Origin of the sequence: Flavobacterium aquicola, from assembly GCF_003385115.1 — a bacterium.
Lineage (GTDB): Bacteria > Bacteroidota > Bacteroidia > Flavobacteriales > Flavobacteriaceae > Flavobacterium > Flavobacterium aquicola.
In genome coordinates, this window is record NZ_QUNI01000004.1 from 211,435 (window position 1) to 236,338 (window position 24,904).

Below are 24,904 nucleotides of genomic sequence, written 5' to 3' on the forward strand. Positions count from 1 at the left end.
ACTTTAATTTTTGAATTTAATTTTATGCCTGAACTAATTTTTTCAAGCTGTTATATACAGCCAATTCAACATCAGCATGTTCTTTTGTATTACATTTTTCAAGTAAATTATTTAATACTGAAGAATCTACATTTTCTTTTTTATCAATTTTAAGCAATAACTGCTGTGAAATATCTTTTAATTTTTTGGACAACGGCAATAACGGTTGAACAAGCGGTGCATTGTTACTCAAAACATTTAAATCAGAATCCATTTTAACCCATTTGTTTAAATAACTAATAACCACAGATTGATTTTCAGCTGATTTGTCTTTTAAAAAGTTTAAAACTGCCTGATCGAAATCTACCGCATCTGATGCATCCGGCGTACAGACATCTGCAAATAAAGTCAGTGGAGAATACATTTTATATTCAGTTCCATCGCTGTTTCTTGTATAGCCTTTTAGCGGTTCACAAACGTTAGACAAATCAAGTAAAGCATCACTTTTTTGATTGTTGCTAATGTTTCTCAATAATCCTTCTTTGCTTTTTAGATGTGTCAGCCCTAACTCTTCCAATCTAAAAGAAACGGTTTTCAGTCTTTTGCGTAAGCTGTTAATATCAGTTACATTTTCACTGGACCATAAGCGTTCTGCAATAGCTGCCGTTCTTGGCCAAATTCTGCTGTCTATTGTAGCAGGTGTAACTAATTCGGTCCACATTGGTGCTTCTCCTCCCAGAATTCTTGCTTTTTCTTCATTAGTCAGAGCCACATTTTTAGGCATTGGATCTACAGCATAATGATCTGCAACTTCATACATCAAGTCAATATAGTATCCATTGGACAAAACGGTTTTGTACCCTCCTTTTACTGCATCTACTAATGATTGCCCAGCCATCTGTCCTTCATTTGCTCCTTTCCAAGAATGGATTATAGCATCTTTGGACATATTTTTAGTCATAATTTCTTCCCATCCCATTAATTCCTTATTGTGCTTTTTCAGCATCGGAATTAACTGCATTGTAAAATAAGTCTGCAGTTCGTGATTATTGGCTAATTTATGCTTCTTTTTGAATTCCTGAATTTTTGGATTAGAATCCCAGTCTTTGCCTTCATTTTCATCTCCTCCAATATGGAAAAACTTCCCAGGAAAGAGCGGGCAGACTTCATCAAAAATAGAACTCAATAACTCATAAGTTTTCGGATTTGAAGGATCAAGCGTAGGCGTAAAAATTCCCGCATTTCTTTCTAAATCATACTTTTGTATTTGTTTCAATTGTTGTCCTTTTTCCCCATTGCCAACATTCAAAATTTCAACTTTACTTCCTATTTCTGGGTAAGCAGTTAAAATTGCCGATCCATGACCAGGAACATCAATTTCGGGAACTACTAAAATTCCTCTATCCGCTGCATATTTTACTATGTTTTTAATTTCTTCCTGAGTATAATAATTTCCATCCGATGCCATTTGGATTAACTTCGGGTGTTTTTTCATTTCGATTCTCCAGCCTTGATCATCCACCAAATGCCAGTGAAAAACATTCATTTTTACCGCAGCCATTCCGTCCAGATTCCTCTTGATAACATCAACAGGCATAAAATGTCTTGCTCCGTCAATCATTAAACCTCTCCAGGTAAATCTTGGAAAGTCCGAAGTTTTTGAAACTGGGAAATAAAATGAATTATTAGTGTTCTGCAAAAGCTGTAATAAGGTTTCCATACCATGCAATGCTCCAACATCGGTAGTAGCATTTAGAGTAATTTTATTTGGGGTTATATCCAATGAATAACTTTCATCTTCATACAAATCAATTTTTCCGCCTCTCACACAATTAATCTGTAATTGGGCCTCTGGAACTTCATTTAAACCAGTTATAAATCCTTGGTTAAAAAACATACCTGTTCTTCCGTCCAATCGTCTCAAAAAATTTGTCGCACCAACAAATATTCTCTCGTTTGGAGCACCAGTAATATTTACTTTAAAATTCTTTGTTAGTGCAAAAGAACCTTCGCTAAGACTAATATTTTGAGGCCAAGGCATAACATTCAACTGCTCTTTAGTAACTTGAGCTGTAGAAAAAAAAGAGGCAAACAAGAAAAAAAGGATATATTTCATTTGATGGGAAAAAGTAAATTAATAAAAATGTGAAAAGTGCTAAACCTAAGTTTTAAAGTTTATAAAAAACTTAAAGCCTAGCACTGAATTTAACACAAAACAAAAACTACAGTACTAGTATTCAAATCGTTTAAAAGCTTCAATTGCTTCATATTCTGCAAGACCTAAATCATCATATAACTTGGCTGTATGTTTATTTCGATCCTCAGCCCTAACCCAAAATTCTCTTGAGTCATTACCTTGGAACATTACCCTGTCTTTCTGAGACTGGTGGTATAAAATTGCTTGTCTTTTTAACAGCACTTCATCTGGACTTAATGGAACCGCCATATCAATTTCATGTATGTCCCATTCATGCCAGGCACCTCTGTACAGCCACAACCAACAATCGTTCATAAATGGTTTAGATTTTAATGCTTTCATAGCTGCGAAAATAGCATTCAAGCACACTTCATGCGTACCATGCGGATCAGCAAGATCTCCCGCAGCAAAAACCTGGTGTGGTTTTATTCTCTCAATAATTTCTTTTACAACTGCAATATCATCTGGTCCTAAAGGCTTTTTTTGAACCATTCCAGTCTCATAAAATGGCATGTCCAAAAAGTGTGTGTTTTCATCTTTTAAACCAATATATCTAGTAGCTGCATAAGACTCGCGTCTTCTTATCAGTCCTTTTAATTTACGGACTTCCAAAGTGTCGCTTTGCCCTATTGGTTTTGAATTAATAGAATCAATTACGGATTGGAAATTAATTCCTGAGTTCTTCCCTTCTGCAAAATCATTACATACTTCGGCAAATTTTAATGCTTCATCATCTGTAACTGCGATATTCCCAGAAGTCTGATACACTACGTGAACATCATGTCCCTGTTTTATTAATTTTGCAAAAGTTCCTCCCATAGAAATCACATCATCATCCGGATGCGGACTGAAAAGAATTACTCTCTTTTTAGCTGGATTAGCTCTCTCTGGACGGTGCGAATCATCTGTATTTGGTTTACCGCCTGGCCATCCTGTAATAGTATGCTGCAGTACATTGAACATATTAATATTCAAATCATAAGAAGAACTGCCCGAAGCTAATAAATCAGACATTCCGTTGTTATTGTAATCTCTGTCAGTCAGTTTTAAAATCGATTGGTTTGTATGCTGACAAAGCCAAACAATTGCCTTACTTTTTAATTGTTCTGTCCAAATACATTCCCCTACTAACCAAGGTGTTTCCAAACGAGTCAACTCAGAAGCTGCGCCTTCATCTAAAACGAAAGTGGTATTGTTGTGATTCTGCAGAAAAGTAGCCGGAACTTCGGAGCTGATATCTCCCTGAATGGTTCTTTTTATAATAGAAGCTTTATTTTGTCCCCAAGCCATCAATACAATTCTTTTAGATCTAAGAATTGTTGAAACTCCCATCGTAATTGCTTTTTTTGGAACATTGCTTATTCCGTTAAAATCCCCAGAAGCATCTACTTTTGTAATGTGATCTAAAGTAATAATTCTAGTTCCTGAATTGATGTGTGATCCTGGTTCATTAAAACCAACATGACCCGTACGGCCAATTCCTAATAACTGAAAATCCAGACCTCCTGCGTTTTTAATATTCATTTCATAATCAACACAAAACTGGTTCAAGTCTTCTAATGCGACAGTACCGTCAGGAATGTTCACATTTTCAGGTCTGATATCCACATGATTAAACAGATGCTGGTGCATGAAATAATGGTAACTCTGATTACTTTCCTTTGGCATTGGATAGTATTCATCTAAATTGAAAGTAATAACATTATCAAAACTCAAACCTTCTTCTTTGTGCATACGAACCAATTCCTGATACACTTTTATTGGAGATGATCCCGTAGCCAAACCTAATACACATTTTTTATTCTTTTCTTGTTTGGAATGAATTAAATCCGCAATCTCTTGAGCAACGATTATGGAAGCATCTGCTGCATTTTTAAAAATTACGTTATGGATTTTTTCAAAGCGGGTATCTTCAAACTGACCTGCTTTTTTGAAGCTGATGTCATTACCTAAGTTTGATGTAGTTCTCATGTTTTTTGTTATTATATATTTTAAATTGTACAAAAAGTTACCGTATCTCTAAAATTTAGTGTTAATTTTTATAAAGATACACATATCTATTTCATTTTTTATTAATTCTTAATTAGGTTTTTTTGAAACAAAACGGCTAAGCTTTGTTTATATATAAATTTTATTTTCTAGAAAATAAAAGAAATTTCGATAGTAATAAGCCCGTGAAACAAAGTAGAATTCTTTACAAATCGGAGCAGATAGCTTTATAGCCTTTTTAATTCTGTAATTATATTTTGTGCATTTTTAAACTCTTATACAAAAGTATAAGTCCTGCATTTTTAAAAAAAATAAATTAAACCAACACCCCTTTTTTTTAAACCAACGACATCTTTCAATCAATGATGTGGTTTTAATGATAATCTATTTCTTTTTTAAACGTTTAATCAATTAAAAAATCTTGCAGTATCATTTTCAATTTTTCATTTTTATATCCAGACAGGCGGTATGCCTGTCTGGAATAAAAAATAACTATTATTAATTATTAGAAATTAGGTCCGGTAGTATCCCACCAAAGTCTAGTTGCACCATTGTCTTTATCTTTGCCTCCAATTAATTTTTCACCAGAAGCAAAACCAACAGGGTTACCATTTTTTTCAGAAGAAACAAAATTTATTCTTCTAACACCAAGATTCGTAGGTATTATATCTGGACTAGTGTTTTTAACAATCTTAAACAATTTAGGATATCCAGTTCTTCTCCATTCTGTCCAAGCTTCTTGGCCTTCTGGAAAACCACAAATCCATTTTTGTGTAATAATTTGTTGAAGTTGTTGTTCATTCGTACCTGCTGCATTATATTTTACAGGAACTAAATTGACAGCCACCGCATCGTTTACAGTAGAAGTAGGATCATCATAGTCTTTTGCAACAGCAGTGGTTTCAATATAGGCAGCAGCTCCTGAAACACCGTGCTGATTAAAAGAAGCAGCAATACCATCTTCATACAAAGCTTGAGCAGTACCTGACATATTCCAGCCTCTCAACGCACCTTCTGCACGTAAAAAATAAACTTCAGCAGTCGTCATCCATACGGTTTGTTTAGCATCTACTTTTGCAAAATCTCTGTAATGTGCATCAACAATATCAATTCCATTACGGACACCTTTATATTGACCAGGATAAGCTGGCGCTGTTTTAAAATATGCAGCCAGTCTAGGGTCGTTATATCCTCCCATAATGGATTCCATATCTGCAGACATATTAATATCTGTCCATACTTGACTAATAGCGGTAACTGGATTACTATAATTTGCAGCATTTAAAATCAATGCATCACTAGCCACTTTCATTACTCCAATAGGATGGCTAACCGCTTTTTCTGCTTGAGTTTTAGCTAAAGCTGGGTTTATCTTTACAATATGCATTGCTAATCTTAAACGCAATGAGTTTGCATATCTTGCCCATTTTTCATAACTACCTTTATATATAGAAACATCAGTTGCTTCAAACAAAGTTGCTTCGTTAGCATTTACTCTTTTAGTCAAATCGTTTACTGCATAATCCAATTCAGTAAACATTTGATTATAAACAGACTCTTGAGAATCATACTCCCATGCTGTGCCGGGAGTACCGTATTTTGAATAAAGAATTGGTCCGTAGATATCTGTAATTCTACTCATTCCTGCAACTTTTATAATTAATGAAATAGAATAAAATTGATCATATTTACCTTTTGCTCTTTGCTCAACTCTCAAAGCATTTGCCATAATTTCTCTGTAAGCAGTATCCCAAGCTAGAACATTCCAATCATCACGAAATGAATAGGTGTGATTATTACCTGTTGCAAATCCCGAACCAGATGCCATATAACCAGACCATACGTCTGCCTGCAGATTCTGCTGATATTGATAAGGCCAAGCCGTAAGAACAAGCACATTAGAAAACATTGGACCGAAAGGTGCCTTAATATTATTATAATCCTGCTCCAGATCTTTGTTTGAAGCACCGTATTCATTTTTATTTATACTCTCAAAATCATTTGTACAACTTACTGCGGTAAGCAAAGAAATACAGATTGCTGATGTTTTTAATTTATTTATTATCATGATTTTGTTATATTAGAAAGTTACATTTAAATTAAGACCAACACTTTTTGTAGATGGCATTCCATAGATATCAACACCTTGCAAACCTTCTCCTGAACTTAATGAAACATTAGGGTCGAATGGAGCGTCTTTATAGAAAAAGAATAAGTTACGTGCGATTAATGACAAACTAGCTGAATTTACAAAAGGCAGCTTTTTTGTATTAAAAGTATACCCAAGAGATATTTCTCTCAAACTCACATTAGTTGCATCATATACATATTCACCACTTGCACCGCTTCTACCTCCAACTTTATCATAATATTTCTGCGCATCCATTTTAGTAACAGCAGTTACTCCGTCAGAAGCAAGTGCATTAACAGCAACAAAACCACCTGCATCTCTAACATCGCCAGATGCTTTTGACACACCTGCCTGATCTAGTATACCTTGAGTAACACTCATTACTTCACCACCAAATCTAGCATCAATAAGGAACCTTAAATTAAAAGAACCATAATTAAATGAATTCTCTAGACCCATCAAGAAATCAGGATTTGCACATCCTACTTTTTCAAAATCAGTTAATTGAACATCACCAGCTTCATTTAATAAAATTCTTCCTTGACTATCTTTTACAATATTTTTACCCATTATTTGTCCAAATGGCTGTCCTTCAATTAATGCGTACTGATAGCTATTTGATCCAGAAGGAGTCAAAACCAATACATCATCTAAACCTTCTGGAATTCCAGTAACTTTATTACGGTTATGAGAATAATTCAAAGTTGCATCCCATGAGAATTTTTCGTTTTTAACAATTGTACCATATACTACTGCTTCAAAACCTTTATTCTGAACAGTCCCTCCATTAAAAGCATAATTAAGATAACCGTTAGGATCTGAAGATGGAGCTGTAACAGTAATTAATTGATTATCTGTTTTTGAATCGTAATAAGTCAATTCAAAACCAAGTCTGTTATCAAACATTTTCCAATCTGTACCAAATTCGATTGCTGTTTGATTTTCTGGTTTCAAAGATTCTCCTGGTCTAGGACCAATTGGCGGAGCTACAATGTTTCCTCCAAGAATTGTATTTGCTGGGGAAGTAATATTAGCATCAATATCATTACCAACTTGAGCATAAGAAGCACGAACTTTTCCGTAAGTTATCCAATCTGGCATCGCAACCATTTCGCTTACAATTCCTGACAGACCTACAGATGGATAAAAATAAGAGTTTGTGTCTGTATTTGATAATGAAGATGACCAGTCATTTCTACCTGTTACATCAAGATATAAGTAATTTTTATATCCAAAAGTCAAAGCTGTAAAAACGGATTGAATTTCTTTATTCCCACCTGAAACCTGCTGATTTGAAGCATTATTAATAAAGTTTCCTAATGTAAACCAGTTAGTATATTTCAATCCTCCTGAATTAATTCCTGAATCAAGAATAGTACCATTAGTAGATGAAAGTTTTGAGAAACTTGTACCAAAAATACCATTGAAACTAAAATCAGAATTTATTTTAGTATTAACTTTTGCTAAAAAATCACCATAATTAAATGTACTCAAACTATTTGTATGAACGTATCTACCATTTTGATGAACAAGTGCTGCCGCCGAAGTGGCATACATTTCTTTATCAAAAACACTTTCGCTAGAGTTATAACTATATCTAGAAGTAAGAGTTAACCAATTATTAACGTTAAGATCAGCAGCAACAGTACCTTTGAAAAAAGTATTTTCATTAACTGATTTATTTCTGTTGATTAACCAATATGGGTTTTGTGTATATTCAGTAACCAAACCGTTTACCCAGTTTTGCTTATAAATATTTCTAGCTTCATCAAAAACTTCAAAATTATTTTTAAATTCATTAAAATCATTTCCTCTAGGAAAAGCATACAATCCAGGTAATGGGTTAAAATAAAGTCCATTCACAGGTCTATTATTAATTGATTGTGAAGCGTAATTTGCAGATGCATTTACAATTAATTTTTTATCAAAAAATTTAGCAGTCTGATTAATCCCAAAGTTGTTTTTATTCAACTTATTTCCTTCGATAATCCCGCTTGCAGTTGTATTAGCATAAGTTAAATTAGTTGAAGCAACATCTGTCCCTACAGAAAAACCTAATGAAGATATCTGAGTTACACCTGTATTAAAAAAATCTTCCACATCAATTCCGCTAGCGCCTTTTTTATAAGTTCCGTCTGGATTTTTCCCCCATGTTACAGGACTTTTATCTCCAGCTACATAAGAATTTTGAAATTCAGGTAAATAAGCAGCGTTTTCAACAGAAGTAACCGAAGAAAATTTCGCTCTTGCAACACCATCTTTAGCTTTTTTAGAGTTTAACATTACAACTCCGCTAGCCCCCAAACTACCATACAAAGCAGAAGCAGAAGCTCCTTTAAGAACAGTCATGCCATCGTAATCATCTGGATTCAATAAAGACACAACATCACCTCCATCATTATTTCCACCAGCTGTACTACCAAACGGATCATTTGGCTGTGCTGCAGAAATATTAATAAAAGGAACCCCGTCAATTACATAAAGCGGCTGATTATTACTCACAGAAGAGTTTCCACGAATTACCACTTTAGTAGAACCTCCAACACCAGAAGAACTTCTCGTTACTGCAACTCCAGCAATTTTTCCAGCAACAGTATTCATTAAGTTGGCATCTTTAACTCTTGTCAACTCTTCCGCTTTTAATTCTTGTGCCGAATAAGTAAGTGATTTTCTAGATTTTTTTAAACCTAATGAAGTTATAACAACTTCTGTCAAAGCTGTAGACTCAGCTGAATTCAACTTTACATTGACTGTAGAAGACTCTCCTACTACAACGTTTTGCGATACATACCCTAAATAGGAAATCACCAATGTTGCTCCAGAATTAACTTCTATCGAAAATTTACCGTCAAAATCTGTTGAGACTCCGTTTACTTCGCCTTTTACGTTAATATTCGCACCCGATATCGGTGTCCCCGTAGCATCAGAAACCAAACCCTTGATTGTTTTTACCTGAGCAAGAGTAATCTGCGCAGTAAAAATAACCATTACGATTAAAAAAATTTTTCTCATTTTTAAATTATTTTTGTTAGTTATAGCGTAAAATTATTCTTAACGTATTGTTAAAAAAAATAAATTAAACCAACGGCATTGTTTTTTAAACAAACAGCATGTTTCATTCAATAATGCGTTTTCCGAAAACGTTTTCCTAATATATAATATTCATGTTTATTCCAATTTTGCATTTTTTTATTCACCAAAAGACCATTTTTAATGACAAAATGATTATTGTTGCAAAATATTATGCCTAACAGATGACTTTTTAATTCTTTAAAAATTAAAACAAGATTAAAATGAAGAAAATAAATTTCCATATAAAACTTCAAAACCATATATGGTTCTGGCTGATTTATTTCATGCTGAATTTTTTAAGATGGGGAGCTTATTTTAATGACTATAAGTATTCTTTCAAATCGAATTTGATTGAGTTTGCCCTGCACATACCGCTGGTCTATTTCAATTTATTGATACTGATTCCAATGTTTGTATTAAAATCGAAATACATACAATATACATTCTCGCTTATTGCAAGTTTAGGAGTTGTTTACTTGCTAAAAACAGGACTGACTTATTACATCATTTCAAAAAATATATGGCCAGAAGCAAATAGAGATTACAGCCCATTCGAGATTAACCATATTGTAGCGGTCTGTATAGGAGAACTTTATGTATTAGCAATTGCTTCGTCAATCTATTTGATGTTAACATGGCTAAGAGAAAGGGACCGCAACAAAGCTATAATGGAAAATCAGAATAAAATAAAACTGAAGTATTTAAAAAATCAGATTCAGCCACACTTCTTTTTTAACACCTTAAATAATCTTTATGCTCTTTCTCTAGAAGCTTCAGATAAAGTTCCTGATGTTATCATTAAACTTTCAAATCTGATGGAATATGTATTATACGATGTTGATAATGATAAATTTGTTCCTTTAATTAAAGAAATCGATTATATTCAAAATTATATAGAAATTGAGAAGCTTCGTTTTCAAGATGTAGAGGTTAGGATTAATCTCGAATCCGATATCGACAATATAAATGTTCCTCCCTTATTATTCATTTCACTGATAGAAAATGCATTTAAGCATGGTGGAATAAATAACGAAAAACTCAAAATTAAAATCAATTTCAGAGTCAGAAATTCCCAGCTCGAATTTGAAATAATAAATAATTTTGTAATTTCACCTCCAATAACAAACAAAAAAGGAATAGGTTTATCGAATACCAAAAAAAGATTAAAACTTATTTTCAAAAACAATTTTATTATTCAGCAAAAAATAAAATTCAACTTTTATAGTATCAAAATGCAAATACCTTTATATAATGAAGATTAAATGTGTATTAATAGACGATGAACCTTTGGCTATAAAAGTCCTGCTAAATTACTTTGCTAATTTTACGGATTTTGAGATAATTGGAACATTCAATAATTCATTAGAAGGGCTTGATTTTATTAATTCGAATACTGTTGATGCAGTATTTCTTGACATAAATATGCCAATGATGACTGGTTTTGAATTAATAAGCCTATTAGAAAAAAAGACTAGAATTATTATTACTACTGCTTTTAGAGAATTTGCTGCCGAAAGCTACGATCTTGAAGTACTTGATTATTTAGTAAAACCAATTCCACTACCGCGCTTCATAAAATGTATCCACAAAATTGAAGCTGAATACAATTTAAAAAACAATATTAAAATTGAAAATCATCGTATCGAGCCACACTTATTTATCAAGGTGGATAAAAAAATGGTTAAAATTAATATTGATGAAATTCTTTTTGTGGAAGGAATGAAAGAATATATTAAAGTTATCACCCCTGAAAAAACCTATATCACCCACAAATCATTAACCTCCTTGACAGATGAGCTGCCATCTGATCGCTTTATGCGTATTCATAAATCGTATACAATTGCATTAAACAAAGTTAAATCAATAGAAGGAAACAGAATTCAAATTTTTTCTTATACGATCCCCATCGGAAGGAATTACAGCAAAGAAGTAAAAACAAAAATCCTAGAATAAAATTCGCATTAAAAATATTACTTAACTCAGGTTAAAAAGTATATCTAAATTACTACCTAAAGCCTTTACATAAATGTGTATTTTACATTTATTTTTTTAATAAAAAACATCAATTTTCGTTACAAAAAGTACATTCTACAACGATTTTTCACCTACAAAAAAGCAATAAAAACGCCATTTGTTGACAAAATAATGTCGTTTATATAAAAGTAAAAAACTTTATATCTTAAAATTTTTTTTTGAAATTCTTAACAAATATATTTACAGTCTTGCAGCATCAAAAAATTAATAATAACCAAAAAAATTAAATTTTAAATTATGAGTTCAGAAAATGTGCAAACCAAATGGGGACAGTTTATCTCATTGATAATCGTCTTCTTTTTTTGGGGTTTTGTTGGATCTGCCAATGACATCCTAATTCCTGTTTTTAAAAAAGTATTTACATTATCTCAAGTGCAGTCACAATTAGTTGCTTGGGCATTTTATGCTGCTTATTTTGTAGGATCAATAATATTCTTCCTAATTTCTTTAAAATCCGATGTTTTACAAAAATTCGGATATAAAAAAACACTTTCTGCTGGTTTATTACTTTCTGCTGTAGGTTCCTTTTTATTCGTTCCCGCTGCAACAATGGAAAGCTTCCCTTTCTTTCTAACAGCTTTATTTACTGTTGGTTTAGGATTCTCTATTCAACAGATTGTTGCTAATCCGCTAGCCATTAAAATGGGAAGTCCAACAACTGGAGCTCACCGTTTAACATTAGCTGGAGGTGTAAACTCTTTCGGTACAACAATTGGTGCAATTTTATTAGGAATTGCTCTTTTTGGAATGGGAGACAATAAAAAAACAACTCTTTCATTAGAAGACATCAAATTACCATTTATAATCTTAGGTCTTGCATTTATCATAGTTGCGGTTTTCATGAATTTTTCTAAAATTGAAGACCCTGCTAAAGCTGATGAAGAAGAAGCTATAATTGAACACAAACATGCTAAATTCAGCATTTTGGATTACCCTCAATTGTATCTTGGAATGTTAGCAATCTTTATTTATGTTGGAACAGAAGTTACTATCATAAGTAATCTCCCGGCTTTACTGCACACAAATGAATTTGGCAATATCTTAGAAGATGCTATTGCTCCATTTATTGCTCTGTACTGGGGAAGTTTAATGATTGGACGCTGGAATGGCGGAGTGAATGTTTTTAATACCTCTAATTTAGTAAATATCGCTCTTAAATTCATAGTGCCTGCTTTAGGTTTTGGAGTTATTATTGGTGCAAACATTTTTGCAGCTCATGATGTTTCTTCATTTTATATCTATCCAATCTGGATATTATTATTTATAGCAGTAAGCTTTGCAGGTGGTAAAAATGCTGGAAAAACATTAATGCTTTTCGGTGTATTTGGTTTATTAATGATGGTTGCCGGATTAGTTTGGCCAAATCCTGAAATTGCTAAATTCTTTTTTATCTCTGGCGGATTATTTTTATCTATCATGTGGCCATCTATTTTCGACTTAGCCATTGCGGGTCTTGGAAAAAACACTGGAAAGGCATCATCTTTCTTAATTATGATGATTCTTGGCGGTGGAGTAGTTCCGCTTTTGCAAGGAAAAATATGTGATTTAGACTTAACTAATCCAAATGGAATATTTGGTATTACTTATACACATTTCTCATATATAGTTCCGCTTCTTGGCTTTGCTTATTTAGCATTTTATGGTTTCTACTGCCCTAAAATATTAAAAAAACAAGGCGTGAGTCATGTTGTAAGTGAAGGCGGAGGACACTAGCCTTCAGTTTTCAGACTGCAGTATTCAGTAAAATGAATTCAAAAAAGTCCCATTCTAAAACCAGAATGGGACTTTTTTCATATCTCTGATTCAAATCGCTGAGAATCACATATAATATTTTTATTGAATCTATAATCAAATACAGAATTTTTAAAAATTAATGTAAAAACAAAAAAAGTCCCATTTCACAATGAAATGGGACTTTTTTATAAGTTATCCTGACTGAATACTGCAGTCCGAAAACTGAATACTTTTTACTTATTTCCTTTTTCGAAATCAGCAACAAACTGAGCCAATCCAATATCTGTTAATGGGTGTTTCAACAAACCGTAAATTGCAGATAAAGGTCCTGTCATTACATCTGCACCAAGTTTAGCACAGTTTACAATGTGCATAGTATGACGCACAGAAGCAGCTAATATTTCAGTTTCATAACCGTAGTTATCATAAACCTCTCTAATTTCGCTGATTAAATTCAAACCATCAGTTGAAATATCATCCAAACGGCCAACAAAAGGAGAAACATAAGTTGCACCTGCTTTAGCAGCCAACAAAGCTTGACCTACAGAGAATACAAGAGTTACATTTGTTTTAATTCCTTTGTCAGAAAAATATTTAGCAGCCATTACACCCTCTTTAGTCATAGGCAATTTTACCACGATTTGGTCATGTAATTCAGCCAACTCCTCACCTTCTTTAACCATTCCTTCAAAATCCAAAGCATTTACTTCAGCGCTTACATCACCATCAACCAAATTACAGATGTCAACATAATGTTTTAGAATATTGTTTTTCCCTGTAATTCCTTCTTTAGCCATCAATGATGGATTAGTAGTAACTCCGTCTAAAACGCCTAATGCCTGTGCTTCTTTAATTTGAGCTAAATTAGCTGTATCAATAAAAAATTTCATAATATAGTATTGTTTAATTGTGTGTTTAAAAAATTCGGTGCAAAATTACGAAATCAATATCAATAACAGCGGTAATTTCAATGGCAATTTCAATTTCAAAAAACAAAATTCAAATTCTCATTGTTTCTTTATTTTGAACAGCTAAAGTTTATAATGATTCATTAGCATTTTTTCATATACCTTGTCGGGCAGAATCCTCTTTAATACAATAGAAAACTTCTGCATGAAAGCACCAACTTTATAATGAATTTTTGGATTTGGATTTTGAATAACCGCATAAACAGCTTCTGCCATTTCATTTGGATTGCTTCCGCTGTCTACATGTTCGTCCATAGTTCTTAGATTATTACCGTAAGGTATCTCATAAGCTGAACCTTTTATAACTGGCGCATGGAAACGTCCGGCTGCAATATTAGTAGCAAAATCACCCGGCGCAATATTTGTAATTTGAATTCCGAACGGCTTTACTTCCATACGCAAAGCTTCGGTTATTAATTCCAAAGCTCCTTTTGATGCTGAATAAACACTGCGATACGGCAGACCCATATATCCCGCGATGGAAGTAACATTAATAATCAATCCCGATTGCTGTTCCCGCATTTGTGGCAGCGACGCTTTCATTACTTCTATTGGTCCAAAAAAATTGGTTTCAAAATTATTTTTAATTTCCTCCATCGGAATTTCTTCCAAAGGACCTGTAATACCAACACCTGCATTATTAATTACAACATCAAGTCTTCCTGATACTTCAATAACTTTGGCTACAGCCGAATTAATAGAATCTGCATCCCTCACATCCAAAGCAATTAATGGAAAAACCGAATTAAGTACTCGTTCTGGGTTTCTGCTCGTTCCATACACCACAAAACCTTTATGATGCAAAAATTCACCGATAGACTTCCCTATTCCTGATGATCCTCCTGTAATTAATACTACTTTGCTCATTATTAAATTTATTAATTGTGAATTATTCACAGCCAGCGTTATTCGCTCTTTGCCTTTTGTCTTTTGAATTTTGCTTTTTTGAATTTTGGCAACGGGTAAAAATAAAAAAATCCTCCCGAGGGAAGACTATATTCACAAAATTATTGGATTAAAAAAAGAAAAAATGGCAAGCGATCTACATCGCACCGCTCAACCACGTACCCTTGCTATGTTCCCATCCTGGGGGAGTCTGCAGGAGCTGGTCGTGTAGGACTTGCCGATGCAAATATACAACCTTTTTATATTTTTGCAAGCGCTTTGCTCTAATAAAATAACGTTGTATATTGGTCTTTTTAAAAATCAAATCATGAAAAAATATAACTTCTTAATTGCCATTTCATTAGGAATAGCATTAATTGGATGTGGAGACACAAAAAAAGGTGAAAATTCTTTATTTACTATTGATGATTCTGCTTTTCCTGCGCATTTTACATCTCCAGAATCGATTTCAATCGGTATTTTAAATCCAAAATCGAAAGAAATTGACAGTATTACTTATTTTGTAAACGATAAAAAAGTTGGAAGTACTAAAGGGACTGAAAAATTCAAGTTTGACTTGAAAAACCAAATATTAGGATATCAATTCCTGAAAGCAACTGTTTATTTTGGTTCAGATTCATCAGATGCAACCAAAAGAATTGAAGTTGTATCTAATGTCACTCCAAAATTACTGAACTATAAAATCGTTAATACATTTCCACACGATACCGCTTCATTTACCGAAGGCTTAGAATTCCATAATGATACTTTATACGAAAGCACAGGTCAACATGGAACATCTTATTTTAGAAAATACGATTATAAAACAGGAAAAATTTACAAACAGATTGATTTAGATAAAAAATATTTTGGTGAAGGGATTACCTTTATTAATGGCAAATTATACCAACTGACATGGCAGGAAAGAACAGGTTTTGTATATGATGCCAAAACATTGAAATTAGAAAAAACCTTTACGTATGAGAAAGATATTGAAGGATGGGGAATGACAAATGACGGTACTTATATTTATCAAACAGATAAAACAGAGAAAATTTGGAAAATGGATCCAAAAACTCAAAAGATGATAGATTATATCAATGTATATTCAGGAGAATCTAAAATAAAAGCTATCAACGAGCTAGAATGGATTAACGGAAAAATTTACACCAACGTTTGGCAGAAAGACGCAATTGCTGTTGTAAATCCAGTTACTGGTGCTGTTGAAGGAATATTGGACATGTCGGGTCTTCGTAAATTCATGAAAGATATTACCATTGATGATGTTTTAAACGGAATTGCTTACAATCCAAAAACTAAAACCATTTTTGTTACGGGTAAAAACTGGAGCAAAATGTTTGAAATAACTGTTTCGGAATAATACAAAACCAAGCAATTTTACGAATTTCACAAGTTTTCATACATTTCTAAATGAAAATTTGTGAAATTTGTTTTTTATATAATATTCAACAAAAATGACTACTCTTATTACCAATATAAAAGAACTGCTCCAAATTCGTGAAAATTCAGTTTTAAAAGTTTCTGGAGCAGAAATGGCTGTTTTACCAACAATCAAAAATGCATTTTTACTCATTAAAAACGATTTGATTGCCGATTTTGGCTCTATGGACAATTTACCGAAATTGTCTGCTGATCTAACTATTGATGCCACTGGCAAAATAGTACTGCCGTCTTGGTGCGACAGCCACACGCATATTGTTTACGCTGGTAATCGCGAACAGGAATTTGTAGACCGCATTAACGGAATGAGTTATGAAGAAATTGCCAATCGTGGCGGCGGAATTTTAAATTCGGCCAAAAAGCTGAACGAAACCTCCGATGAAGAAATCTACAAGCAATCAAAAGCAAGACTTGAAGAAGTGATGCGCTTAGGAACTGGAGCAGTCGAAATTAAATCAGGCTATGGTTTGACTGTTGAAGGAGAACTCAAAATGCTTCGTGTTATTCAACAATTATCTCAAAATTACCCTGTAACAATAAAAGCAACTTTTCTTGGCGCACACGCCTTCCCTAGTGCTTTTAAAGACAATAAAAAAGGATATATTGACTGCATCATAAACGAAATGCTTCCCGAAATTGCTAAAAATAAATTAGCCGACTTTATTGATATCTTTTGCGAAAGCGGGTATTTCTCAGTCGAAGAAACAGAACAGATTATGGAAGCGGGAATTCAATTTGGCTTAAAGCCAAAAATCCATGTTAACCAGTTTAATTCAATTGGAGGAATTCAAGCTGGAGTAAAATACAATGCGCTTTCTGTAGACCATTTAGAAATTATGAATCCCGAGGACATTGAAGCTCTAAAAAACACCGAAACAATGCCGGTAGCTTTACCTTCTTGTTCATACTTCATTAGTATTCCATATACTCCGGCACGAAAAATGATAGCTGCAGGGCTTCCATTGGCACTTGCAACCGATTTTAACCCCGGCACTACTCCATCCGGCAATATGAATTTTGTAGTGGCCACAGCTTGTATTAAAATGAAAATGACTCCTGAAGAAGCTATAAATGCCGCAACAATTAACGGCGCTTATGCAATGGGAATCTCCAATACGCATGGAAGCATTACAATTGGAAAAAAAGCAAACCTAATCATTACCAAAGAAATCCCTTCTTACTACCAATTACCCTATGCCTTTGGCAGTAATTTAATTGATACTGTAATTCTGGACGGAAAAATTTTTATTTAATTTTATAAAAAAATTTAAAGCATAAAAAAAGCGGTATTCTAGTTGAATACCGCTTTTTTTTGAATATTAGTTTTATATTATCTCAAAGAAAAACTTGTAGATGAAACTAATTGATCTTTATCAAAAACGTTTACCGCATATAGACCTTTTGCAAAATCTTTTCCTGCTAAATCCTGAGAAACCTGAACTGTTTTGTTTTCATATTTTACACTTGAAATAAAACTATAAGACAATTCTTTTTCTCCAAAAGTAACTTTTTTAGCTTCGCCCAAAACATTGTTTTTACTATCAATTACCTGCACATAATAATCTTTATCACCTGATTTTGCAATTGAATTTTCAGCAATAGTGAAGCTTATTTTAAGAACATTTGCTCTGCTTGCTTTGTCTGTCGCAATTTCTTTTCCAGAGCTTTTTAATTTATAAGCAGCAGTCTGCAGATTTAAAACAGATAATTTAGCTCCCTTTTCAACCGTTTTAGATAGTTCTTCATTTTGACCAACCAAAACTTCATTGAATTTTTTTGATTCTCCTAAAACAACAACAGTACTGTCTCGTTGAGTAGTTAATGTAACATTTTGCTTTTTTAAACTTTCATTCTCAGCCATCAATTCTTTCATATGACCTTGTAAAGACTTCACTTGGTTTCTGTATTTTGACATGTCACCATTTGATTTTTTAAGCTCATCCATCAAATTTACTACTTTATCTCTTTCCTGAAGTAACTCCTCAGACATAGAAGTGTTTTCTGATAATGCAGCATCATAAGTTGCTTTAAGATCCTGAAGATCTTTCATCACAGACTCTTTCTCAGAACCTACTTTCACAATTTCAGTATGAACAGTTTCAACCTCTGAAGACATTTTGAAAATATAAACTAAACTCCCTACTAATAATATTGCCAAAACAGCTATTACAGCTTTTAGACTTGAATTGTTTTTTTGATTTTCCATGTTGAAATATAATTGTTTTTTACAAATTTAATAATATATATAACGCAACTTAAATCAATTATATTATTTTTGAGAAATATTTTTTTTATGGAAAAACTTATTACATTCAATATTAACGACCTAGCAAAAATAACAAGCCATAGAAGCGGTGAGATTAAATTTGGAGAAAAAATACTTGTTGTACCCAAAGATGCAGAACCATTTAATTTTATAAAAAACAGTGAAGCAAAATTCGTTTTATTTGGGATACCGGAAGATATAGGAGTTAGGGCTAATTATGGAAGGCCTGGAGCCGCATCTGCATGGCAAAGCGCAATCCAAAGCATTTCCAATATACAGCATAATCGTTTTTCAAAAGGAAATCAAATTATTGTTTTAGGCCATCTGGATCTAAAACAAGAAATGAAAGAAGTCGAAAATCTTGACTTTAATGATATTGATGACCGATCAAAATTAAGTCAATTAGTTGAAAAAATTGACAAAGAAGTTTCACATATTATCTGCAAAATTATTCAAGCCGGAAAAATTCCTATAGTAATTGGAGGAGGGCACAATAACTCATACGGAAATATCAAAGGTGCCGCTTTGGCAAAAGGCAAAGCCATCAATGCTGTCAATTTTGACGCTCATTCTGATTTTAGGATTTTAGAAGGACGACATAGCGGTAATGGTTTTTCATATGCATTTGAGGAAGGTTTTTTAAAAAAATATTTCATTTTTGGTCTTCATGAAAATTACACTTCGAAAAGTGTTTTGGATATTATAAAAAAGATCGAAGATCGGGTTCGATACAATACCTACGACAGCGTTAACATCAGAAAAGAAAAAATCTTTTCTGAAGAAATGGTTACTGCTCTTGATTTCATTAAAAATGATCCTTTCGGGATTGAAATTGATTTAGATGCAATTCCTAATATTGCAAGCAGCGCAATGACTCTAAGCGGTTTTTCGATTGAAGAACTCCGTCAGTTTGTTTCTTTTTTTGCTAAGAATAGAAATGCTGCCTACCTGCATATTTGTGAGGGAGCTCCAGATTTAGGAGAAGAAAAAAACAATCATTTAATTGGAAAGCTCATAGGCTATTTAGTAACCGATTTTATGAAATCACATAATTCAATTGAATTATAATTTCAGCAAAGAACACTTGCTAAAATCAAAATAATTTTCATCCAAAATAATAACACTATCTTTGCGCCCTTATCTATGTACTAAATACAAGATATTTTAATATCAAAAATATGTTATTCGAAGATTTATCACTTTCAAAAAGTATACAAAGAGCCGTATTTGAAGAAGGCTATACAGAAGCAACACCTATCCAAGAACAATCCATTCCAATTGTATTGGCTGGAAAAGACTTGATTGGCTGCGCACAGACAGGAACAGGAAAAACGGCAGCATTTGCCATTCCAATTATTCATCAGCTGCATAGAATTGTAGGTTCTACAAAAAAAGCTAAGGTGATTCGAGCACTTGTTGTTACTCCTACAAGAGAATTAGCTGTTCAAATCGGACAGAGTTTTGATACGTATGGCAAATACACCAATTTGACTCAATTAACTCTATTTGGCGGTGTATCACAAAACCCGCAGGTTGATGCATTAAAAAATGGAGTTGACATCGTAATAGCAACGCCAGGACGTTTATTAGACCTGCACAAGCAAGGCTTTCTTGATCTTAATCATTTACATACTTTAGTATTAGATGAAGCTGACCAGATGCTGGATATGGGATTTGTAAATGATGTCAAAAAAATTGTAAAGCTTACGCCAAAAAACAGACAGACTCTTTTCTTTTCAGCAACAATGCCGATAGCAATCAGAGAATTGGCCGAAATGTTTCTGACAGATCCAGAAACCGTAACAGTATCGCCTGTTTCATCAACAGCAGAAAATGTCGAACAGCGCGTTTATTTTGTTGAAAAAACCGAAAAAAGAAATTTACTCTATCATCTGATAAAAAATGAAAATTTATCAAATGTTCTAGTTTTCTCCAGAACAAAACATGGCGCGGACAATGTAGTTAAAGCTTTGAGAAAGAAAGATATTCCTGCCGAAGCCATACATGGAGATAAATCACAGAATGCAAGACAGCGTGTTTTAGATGCATTCAAAAATAAAGAAGTAGGCGTTCTCGTTGCAACGGATATTGCAGCCCGCGGTATAGATATTGATCAATTGCCTTTTGTTATTAATTTTGATCTGCCTAATATTCCTGAAACATATGTACACCGTATTGGAAGAACGGGCCGTGCAGGAAACGGTGGTATAGCAATTTCTTTCTGCAGTAAAGATGAAAAAGACTATTGGAAAGACATTCAAAAGCTGATAAAAGTAGATGTAGCAACTGTAGATAATCATCCATATCCGTGGCATTCCGGAAATCCAGCAGCTGAGAGCAGTCCGCCTAAAAATTCAAATCGCAGCGGAGGTGCCCACAAATCGAGAAAATCAAATGCATCGAAACAAAACAAAAAACGCTGGTATTAATACTATACAATAATTAAAAAAGCATCTTTTAAAATCATTTAAAAGATGCTTTTTTTATGTTAACCATTTAAATCAAATCAATCAAACAAGGCTTTTTGATTTTAAAATGAGGCTGTTCATAATTTTAAACAACTGAATGGATTCGAATGGTTTAACAATAATATCATTCATTCCAGCCATTATAGCTTCATCTGTTATTTCGTTTTTGTCAAAAGCTGTTAACGCTATTATAGGAGTATCAATTCCTTCTGCTCTTATTCGCCTTGAAGTTTCAAATCCGTTTATCACAGGCATATTGATATCCATTAAAATAATATCAAATTCTTCTTGTGCCAAAATTTCCAAAGCCTTAAAACCATCATCAACTACTTGGCAGGAATAGCCATTTTTCTCGATAGTTTTCTTAGTGATCAATTGATTAATAGGATTATCTTCGACCACAAGCACTTTAAATATTTCATTAGATGTTACATCCACTTGTATATTGTTTATTATTTCATTAGTTACCATAAAATTACATTCAAAATTAATACAAAAAGCAAAAACAGTTCCTGATCCCAATTCGCTTTCAACAGTAATATCACTGCCAAAAAGTTCTAACAATCTTTTTACAATAGACAATCCCAAACCTGTTCCTTGATAATCAAGCTCTTTCCTACCTACTTGAACAAACTTATCAAAAATTTTATTTTGATCTACATCGGCAATACCTATCCCATTATCTTTTATTTTAACCTCAATAGAATGCATCTCTCCTTCTACTGCAATTTGTTTAGCTATAATATCAATCTTTCCATCCTTAGTAAACTTCAAGGCATTGCTCACCAAATTCATCAAAATCTGGGCAAATCGAAGTTTATCCCCAATAAGACTTTCTGGAATTAATGGATCAACGTGTATGTTTATGATGTTATTATTTTTTTTTGCAATAAAAGACAATGAATCTTTTATCATATGAAACTCATCAGTTAAATTGAATATCAATCTGTCCAAAACTATTTTATTTTCTTCAATTTTATTAATCTGCAGAATATCATTCACCAATGACAATAAATAGCGTGCAGAAAATTTGAGTGAATTTAAATGCGGACTATGGGATAGTTCTTTGTGTTCTTCCAAAAGCAGATCAGCTATACCGACAACTCCATACAGCGGTGTTCTCAATTCATGGCTTATTGTAGATACAAACTGTGTTTTCAATAAGGCTGATTCTTCGGCTTTTTTATTTGCAATAATCAGCTCCTTATTTGCTGTTAACAGATCAGAATTAGATTTTAGTCTAAATTTATTGTTTTTGATTAATGAATTCAGAAAAAGCAATAAAACAAAAATGGCAATAATAAACAGCAGAACAATAATTCGGGATTTTTTTAAACTCTGAAACTGCAGATCTTTTTCATATTCAATTTTATCAATAGTTCTTTTATATTCATCTAACTGAAAATTAATTCCCTCAATATTCGCTTTTTCTAATTTTTCCTCTGCATAAAGCTCATCATTAAGACGGGTATAAATCTCCAGATGATCATAAGCATTTTTATAATCTTTTAGCTTCATCAGTAGCTTTGAGTACTCTAAATGCGAATAGGACAAATCTGACTTTCCCTGCTTGTCATTTCCCAGCCATATAGCTTCTCTAAAATAAAAATCAGCTGTTGAATCTTCATTTTTAAAATTATAATACATGCCGTTCAGCATATTCAGCACTACAGCTAAAGATCCATTTTTATGATTTTTATAATAGGAATTAATGAGTTTCAAGCTTTCTTCTCCTTCATTAAACTTGCCTGTATCAAAAAGAGCCCAGGTTAAATTAAGATTAGTAAAAGCCAGCTGTGTGGAATCTGAAATTTTTTTACCGTATTCAATAGCGGTTTTATAATAAATAATACCAGTAGAAAATTTTCTTTTTTCAAAACAATACATGTTGCCCAGGTTGTTATTTATCCTTTGCTTTATGGTATCATTTTCAGTTAAATCAGCATAACTTAAAGCTTTTCTGTAGTAAAAAACAGCCTTGTCAAATTGAGCCAACGCATTAAAATTAGCGGCGACATTATTATAATTTTCAGCAATAAGAATATTGTCTTTAAGAAAAATTGCCTTGCGCAAAGCTATTCTAGAGATCAGCAGCGATTTCTCAAAATCACCAGATTCTCTATGTCTAACTGCAGATGAATTTAATTTTAAAATTTCCTTTTTGGGAGATAGCTGAGTTTGCCCAATTACAGTTGAACCAAAAACATTTAACCACAAAGCAAATAATAAAACTATCCTTATTCGGGGCATAATAGAAGTTTTTTTTCAAATATACATCAAATTATAAATTTTTGTGACACTTTTGTTAAGAATATTTTGAAATTTAACTTTACTCTTAAAACAAAAAAGCAACTACTTTTTTAAGAAGTAACTGCTTTTATTATTTCAACAAATATGATTTTATAAAAACATTAAAAATCAAATAAGATATCTAACTAAAATCTATTTTTCATCTTCCCATTTACCAACTACAGATGTGGCTAAAGCGTTCCCTAAAACATTTGTAGCACTCCTGAACATATCACAAAAGTGATCTATCGGCAATATTAATGCAATACCTTCAACAGGGATTTTAAACATACCGCAGGTCGCTGCAACCACTACCAAGCTCGCTCTTGGAACACCGGCAATTCCTTTACTGGTTAACATCAATACAAAAAGCATGGTAAACTGGGTTGGATAATCAAGGTGAATTCCATAAGCCTGAGCGATAAAAATACCTGCAAAAGTCATGTACATCATACTTCCGTCAAGATTAAAAGAATATCCCAGCGGCAGCATGAAAGAAACTATTTTATCTTTTACTCCAAATCGTTCCAGCTCTTCAGTAAGTTTTGGAAAAACTGCCTCAGAACTTGTAGTTCCAAAAGCAATAATCAAAGGACTGATGATATGTTTTAATAATGTTTTCATTCTATTGCCCAGAAAAATAAATCCTATTGCAATAAGAACTACCCATAACGTACTGATTCCAATAAGAAAAGAACCAAAAAACTTGAAATAAGTAATAGCTAATTCTTGAAAATCCCTAACAGCAAAAACACCTGCAATTGCTCCAAAAACTCCAATTGGCGCAAATTTCATTACATAATTCACCATTTTTAAAACAATGTGCGAACTTCTGTCCAAAAAATCTATAACAGGTTTTGCCTGCTCTCCCATTGAAGCCGCTGCTAATCCAAAGAATATTGAAAATATCACAATCTGCAAAATTTCATTGGTAGCCAATGCTTCAAAAAGACTTTTAGGAACAATATGCTCTATAAAATTTTCAAAAGACAAACTCTGGGTTTTAGCAGTTACATCTGTAACACTTGCCATATCAACATTGGATAGATTTAACCCAACACCCGGCTGTAATAAATTCACATACAGCATTCCGATTAACAATGAAAAGAAAGATGCTGTAAAAAACCATCCCAGCGCTTTTCCGCCGATTCTCCCAACTGCTTTTATATCACCCAATTTTGCAATTCCTACTACCAAAGTGGTAAAGACTAACGGTGCAATAATCATCTGCACAAGCCTGATAAATATAGTAGCCAGCATTTTTATCTTGGTACTAAATTCTTTGGTAGTTTCTAATGCTACCGAATTATGAATTATAATACCTAATACCGCTCCTAAGAGCATTGCAATAAGAATTTGACCAGTTAATCCTTTAAAAAAAGATGGTTTTTTGGTTTCAATTGTAGTCATTTAATTAATTTCAAGGTTAAA

16 protein-coding genes and 1 other RNA gene are annotated in these 24,904 nt (G+C 33.0%); 7 read left to right on the forward strand and 10 right to left on the reverse strand.

Annotated elements, in window-relative coordinates; all coding sequences use genetic code 11:
* Nucleotides 1-22: 22 nt before the first annotated feature.
* The 4 genes from C8P67_RS08460 to C8P67_RS08475 all read right to left on the reverse strand — a co-directional run bounded on the left by C8P67_RS08460 (nt 23) and on the right by C8P67_RS08475 (nt 9,308).
* Nucleotides 23-2,095, reverse strand: a complete 2,073-nt coding sequence (locus C8P67_RS08460; protein WP_115812335.1) for a beta-N-acetylhexosaminidase — start codon at nt 2,093-2,095, stop codon at nt 23-25.
* 114 nt (nt 2,096-2,209) lie between these two features.
* A complete protein-coding gene (gene nagB / locus C8P67_RS08465) occupies nt 2,210-4,147 on the reverse strand; it encodes a glucosamine-6-phosphate deaminase (RefSeq protein ID WP_115812337.1) in 1,938 nt (645 codons plus the stop codon).
* A 523-nt stretch (nt 4,148-4,670) separates the two neighbouring features.
* The gene (locus tag C8P67_RS08470; RefSeq protein ID WP_115812339.1) at nt 4,671-6,233 is read right to left on the reverse strand and encodes a SusD/RagB family nutrient-binding outer membrane lipoprotein; all 1,563 of its coding nucleotides are present in this window, start codon (nt 6,231-6,233) and stop codon (nt 4,671-4,673) included.
* 12 nt (nt 6,234-6,245) lie between these two features.
* Nucleotides 6,246-9,308, reverse strand: a complete 3,063-nt coding sequence (locus tag C8P67_RS08475; RefSeq protein WP_115812341.1) for a SusC/RagA family TonB-linked outer membrane protein — start codon at nt 9,306-9,308, stop codon at nt 6,246-6,248.
* A 281-nt stretch (nt 9,309-9,589) separates the two neighbouring features.
* Here C8P67_RS08475 and C8P67_RS08485 point away from each other — a divergent pair, with 281 nt between their 5' ends.
* The 3 genes from C8P67_RS08485 (at nt 9,590) to C8P67_RS08495 (ending at nt 13,115) form a co-directional block, all read left to right on the forward strand.
* Entirely contained in the window at nt 9,590-10,630 is a 1,041-nt protein-coding gene (locus tag C8P67_RS08485) for a sensor histidine kinase (RefSeq protein ID WP_115812345.1), read from the forward strand.
* A complete protein-coding gene (locus C8P67_RS08490) occupies nt 10,620-11,321 on the forward strand; it encodes a LytR/AlgR family response regulator transcription factor (protein WP_115812347.1) in 702 nt (233 codons plus the stop codon). The genes C8P67_RS08485 and C8P67_RS08490 overlap by 11 nt, the downstream gene beginning before the upstream one ends.
* Before the next feature lie 318 nt (nt 11,322-11,639).
* A complete protein-coding gene (locus C8P67_RS08495; protein WP_115812349.1) occupies nt 11,640-13,115 on the forward strand; it encodes an MFS transporter in 1,476 nt (491 codons plus the stop codon).
* A gap of 254 nt (nt 13,116-13,369) precedes the next feature.
* On the opposite strand, the gene fsa is transcribed toward C8P67_RS08495, so the two are convergent.
* The 3 genes from fsa to ffs form a co-directional block, all read right to left on the reverse strand.
* Nucleotides 13,370-14,026 carry a fructose-6-phosphate aldolase gene (fsa, locus tag C8P67_RS08500; protein WP_115812351.1) on the reverse strand — a complete coding sequence of 219 codons (657 nt, stop codon included), beginning with the start codon at nt 14,024-14,026 and terminating at the stop codon, nt 13,370-13,372.
* 141 nt (nt 14,027-14,167) lie between these two features.
* Nucleotides 14,168-14,971, reverse strand: a complete 804-nt coding sequence (locus C8P67_RS08505; protein ID WP_115812353.1) for an SDR family oxidoreductase — start codon at nt 14,969-14,971, stop codon at nt 14,168-14,170.
* Nucleotides 14,972-15,132: 161 nt separating this feature from the next.
* Nucleotides 15,133-15,230: signal recognition particle sRNA small type (gene ffs, locus C8P67_RS08510), an RNA gene on the reverse strand.
* Between the two features lie 87 nt (nt 15,231-15,317).
* On the opposite strand from ffs, the gene C8P67_RS08515 reads away from it, so the two are divergent.
* Nucleotides 15,318-16,370: a glutaminyl-peptide cyclotransferase gene (locus C8P67_RS08515; protein ID WP_115812770.1), complete on the forward strand. Its 1,053-nt coding sequence runs from the start codon at nt 15,318-15,320 to the stop codon at nt 16,368-16,370.
* Nucleotides 16,371-16,464: 94 nt separating this feature from the next.
* A complete protein-coding gene (gene hutI / locus C8P67_RS08520; protein WP_115812355.1) occupies nt 16,465-17,703 on the forward strand; it encodes an imidazolonepropionase in 1,239 nt (412 codons plus the stop codon).
* A 77-nt stretch (nt 17,704-17,780) separates the two neighbouring features.
* Here hutI and C8P67_RS08525 read toward each other — a convergent pair whose 3' ends face one another.
* On the reverse strand, nt 17,781-18,656 hold the full coding sequence (locus C8P67_RS08525) for a hypothetical protein (RefSeq protein WP_115812357.1): 876 nt from the start codon (nt 18,654-18,656) through the stop codon (nt 17,781-17,783).
* Nucleotides 18,657-18,743: 87 nt separating this feature from the next.
* Here C8P67_RS08525 and C8P67_RS08530 point away from each other — a divergent pair, with 87 nt between their 5' ends.
* Both C8P67_RS08530 and C8P67_RS08535 read left to right on the forward strand, forming a co-directional pair.
* Nucleotides 18,744-19,784 carry a formimidoylglutamase gene (locus C8P67_RS08530; RefSeq protein WP_115812359.1) on the forward strand — a complete coding sequence of 347 codons (1,041 nt, stop codon included), beginning with the start codon at nt 18,744-18,746 and terminating at the stop codon, nt 19,782-19,784.
* A 110-nt stretch (nt 19,785-19,894) separates the two neighbouring features.
* Entirely contained in the window at nt 19,895-21,145 is a 1,251-nt protein-coding gene (locus C8P67_RS08535) for a DEAD/DEAH box helicase (RefSeq protein WP_115812361.1), read from the forward strand.
* An 81-nt stretch (nt 21,146-21,226) separates the two neighbouring features.
* Here the strand turns inward: C8P67_RS08535 and C8P67_RS08540 are convergent, their stop codons facing one another.
* Both C8P67_RS08540 and C8P67_RS08545 read right to left on the reverse strand, forming a co-directional pair.
* A complete protein-coding gene (locus C8P67_RS08540) occupies nt 21,227-23,434 on the reverse strand; it encodes a tetratricopeptide repeat-containing hybrid sensor histidine kinase/response regulator (protein WP_115812363.1) in 2,208 nt (735 codons plus the stop codon).
* Between the two features lie 192 nt (nt 23,435-23,626).
* Entirely contained in the window at nt 23,627-24,883 is a 1,257-nt protein-coding gene (locus C8P67_RS08545; protein ID WP_115812365.1) for a dicarboxylate/amino acid:cation symporter, read from the reverse strand.
* Nucleotides 24,884-24,904: the final 21 nt, after the last annotated feature.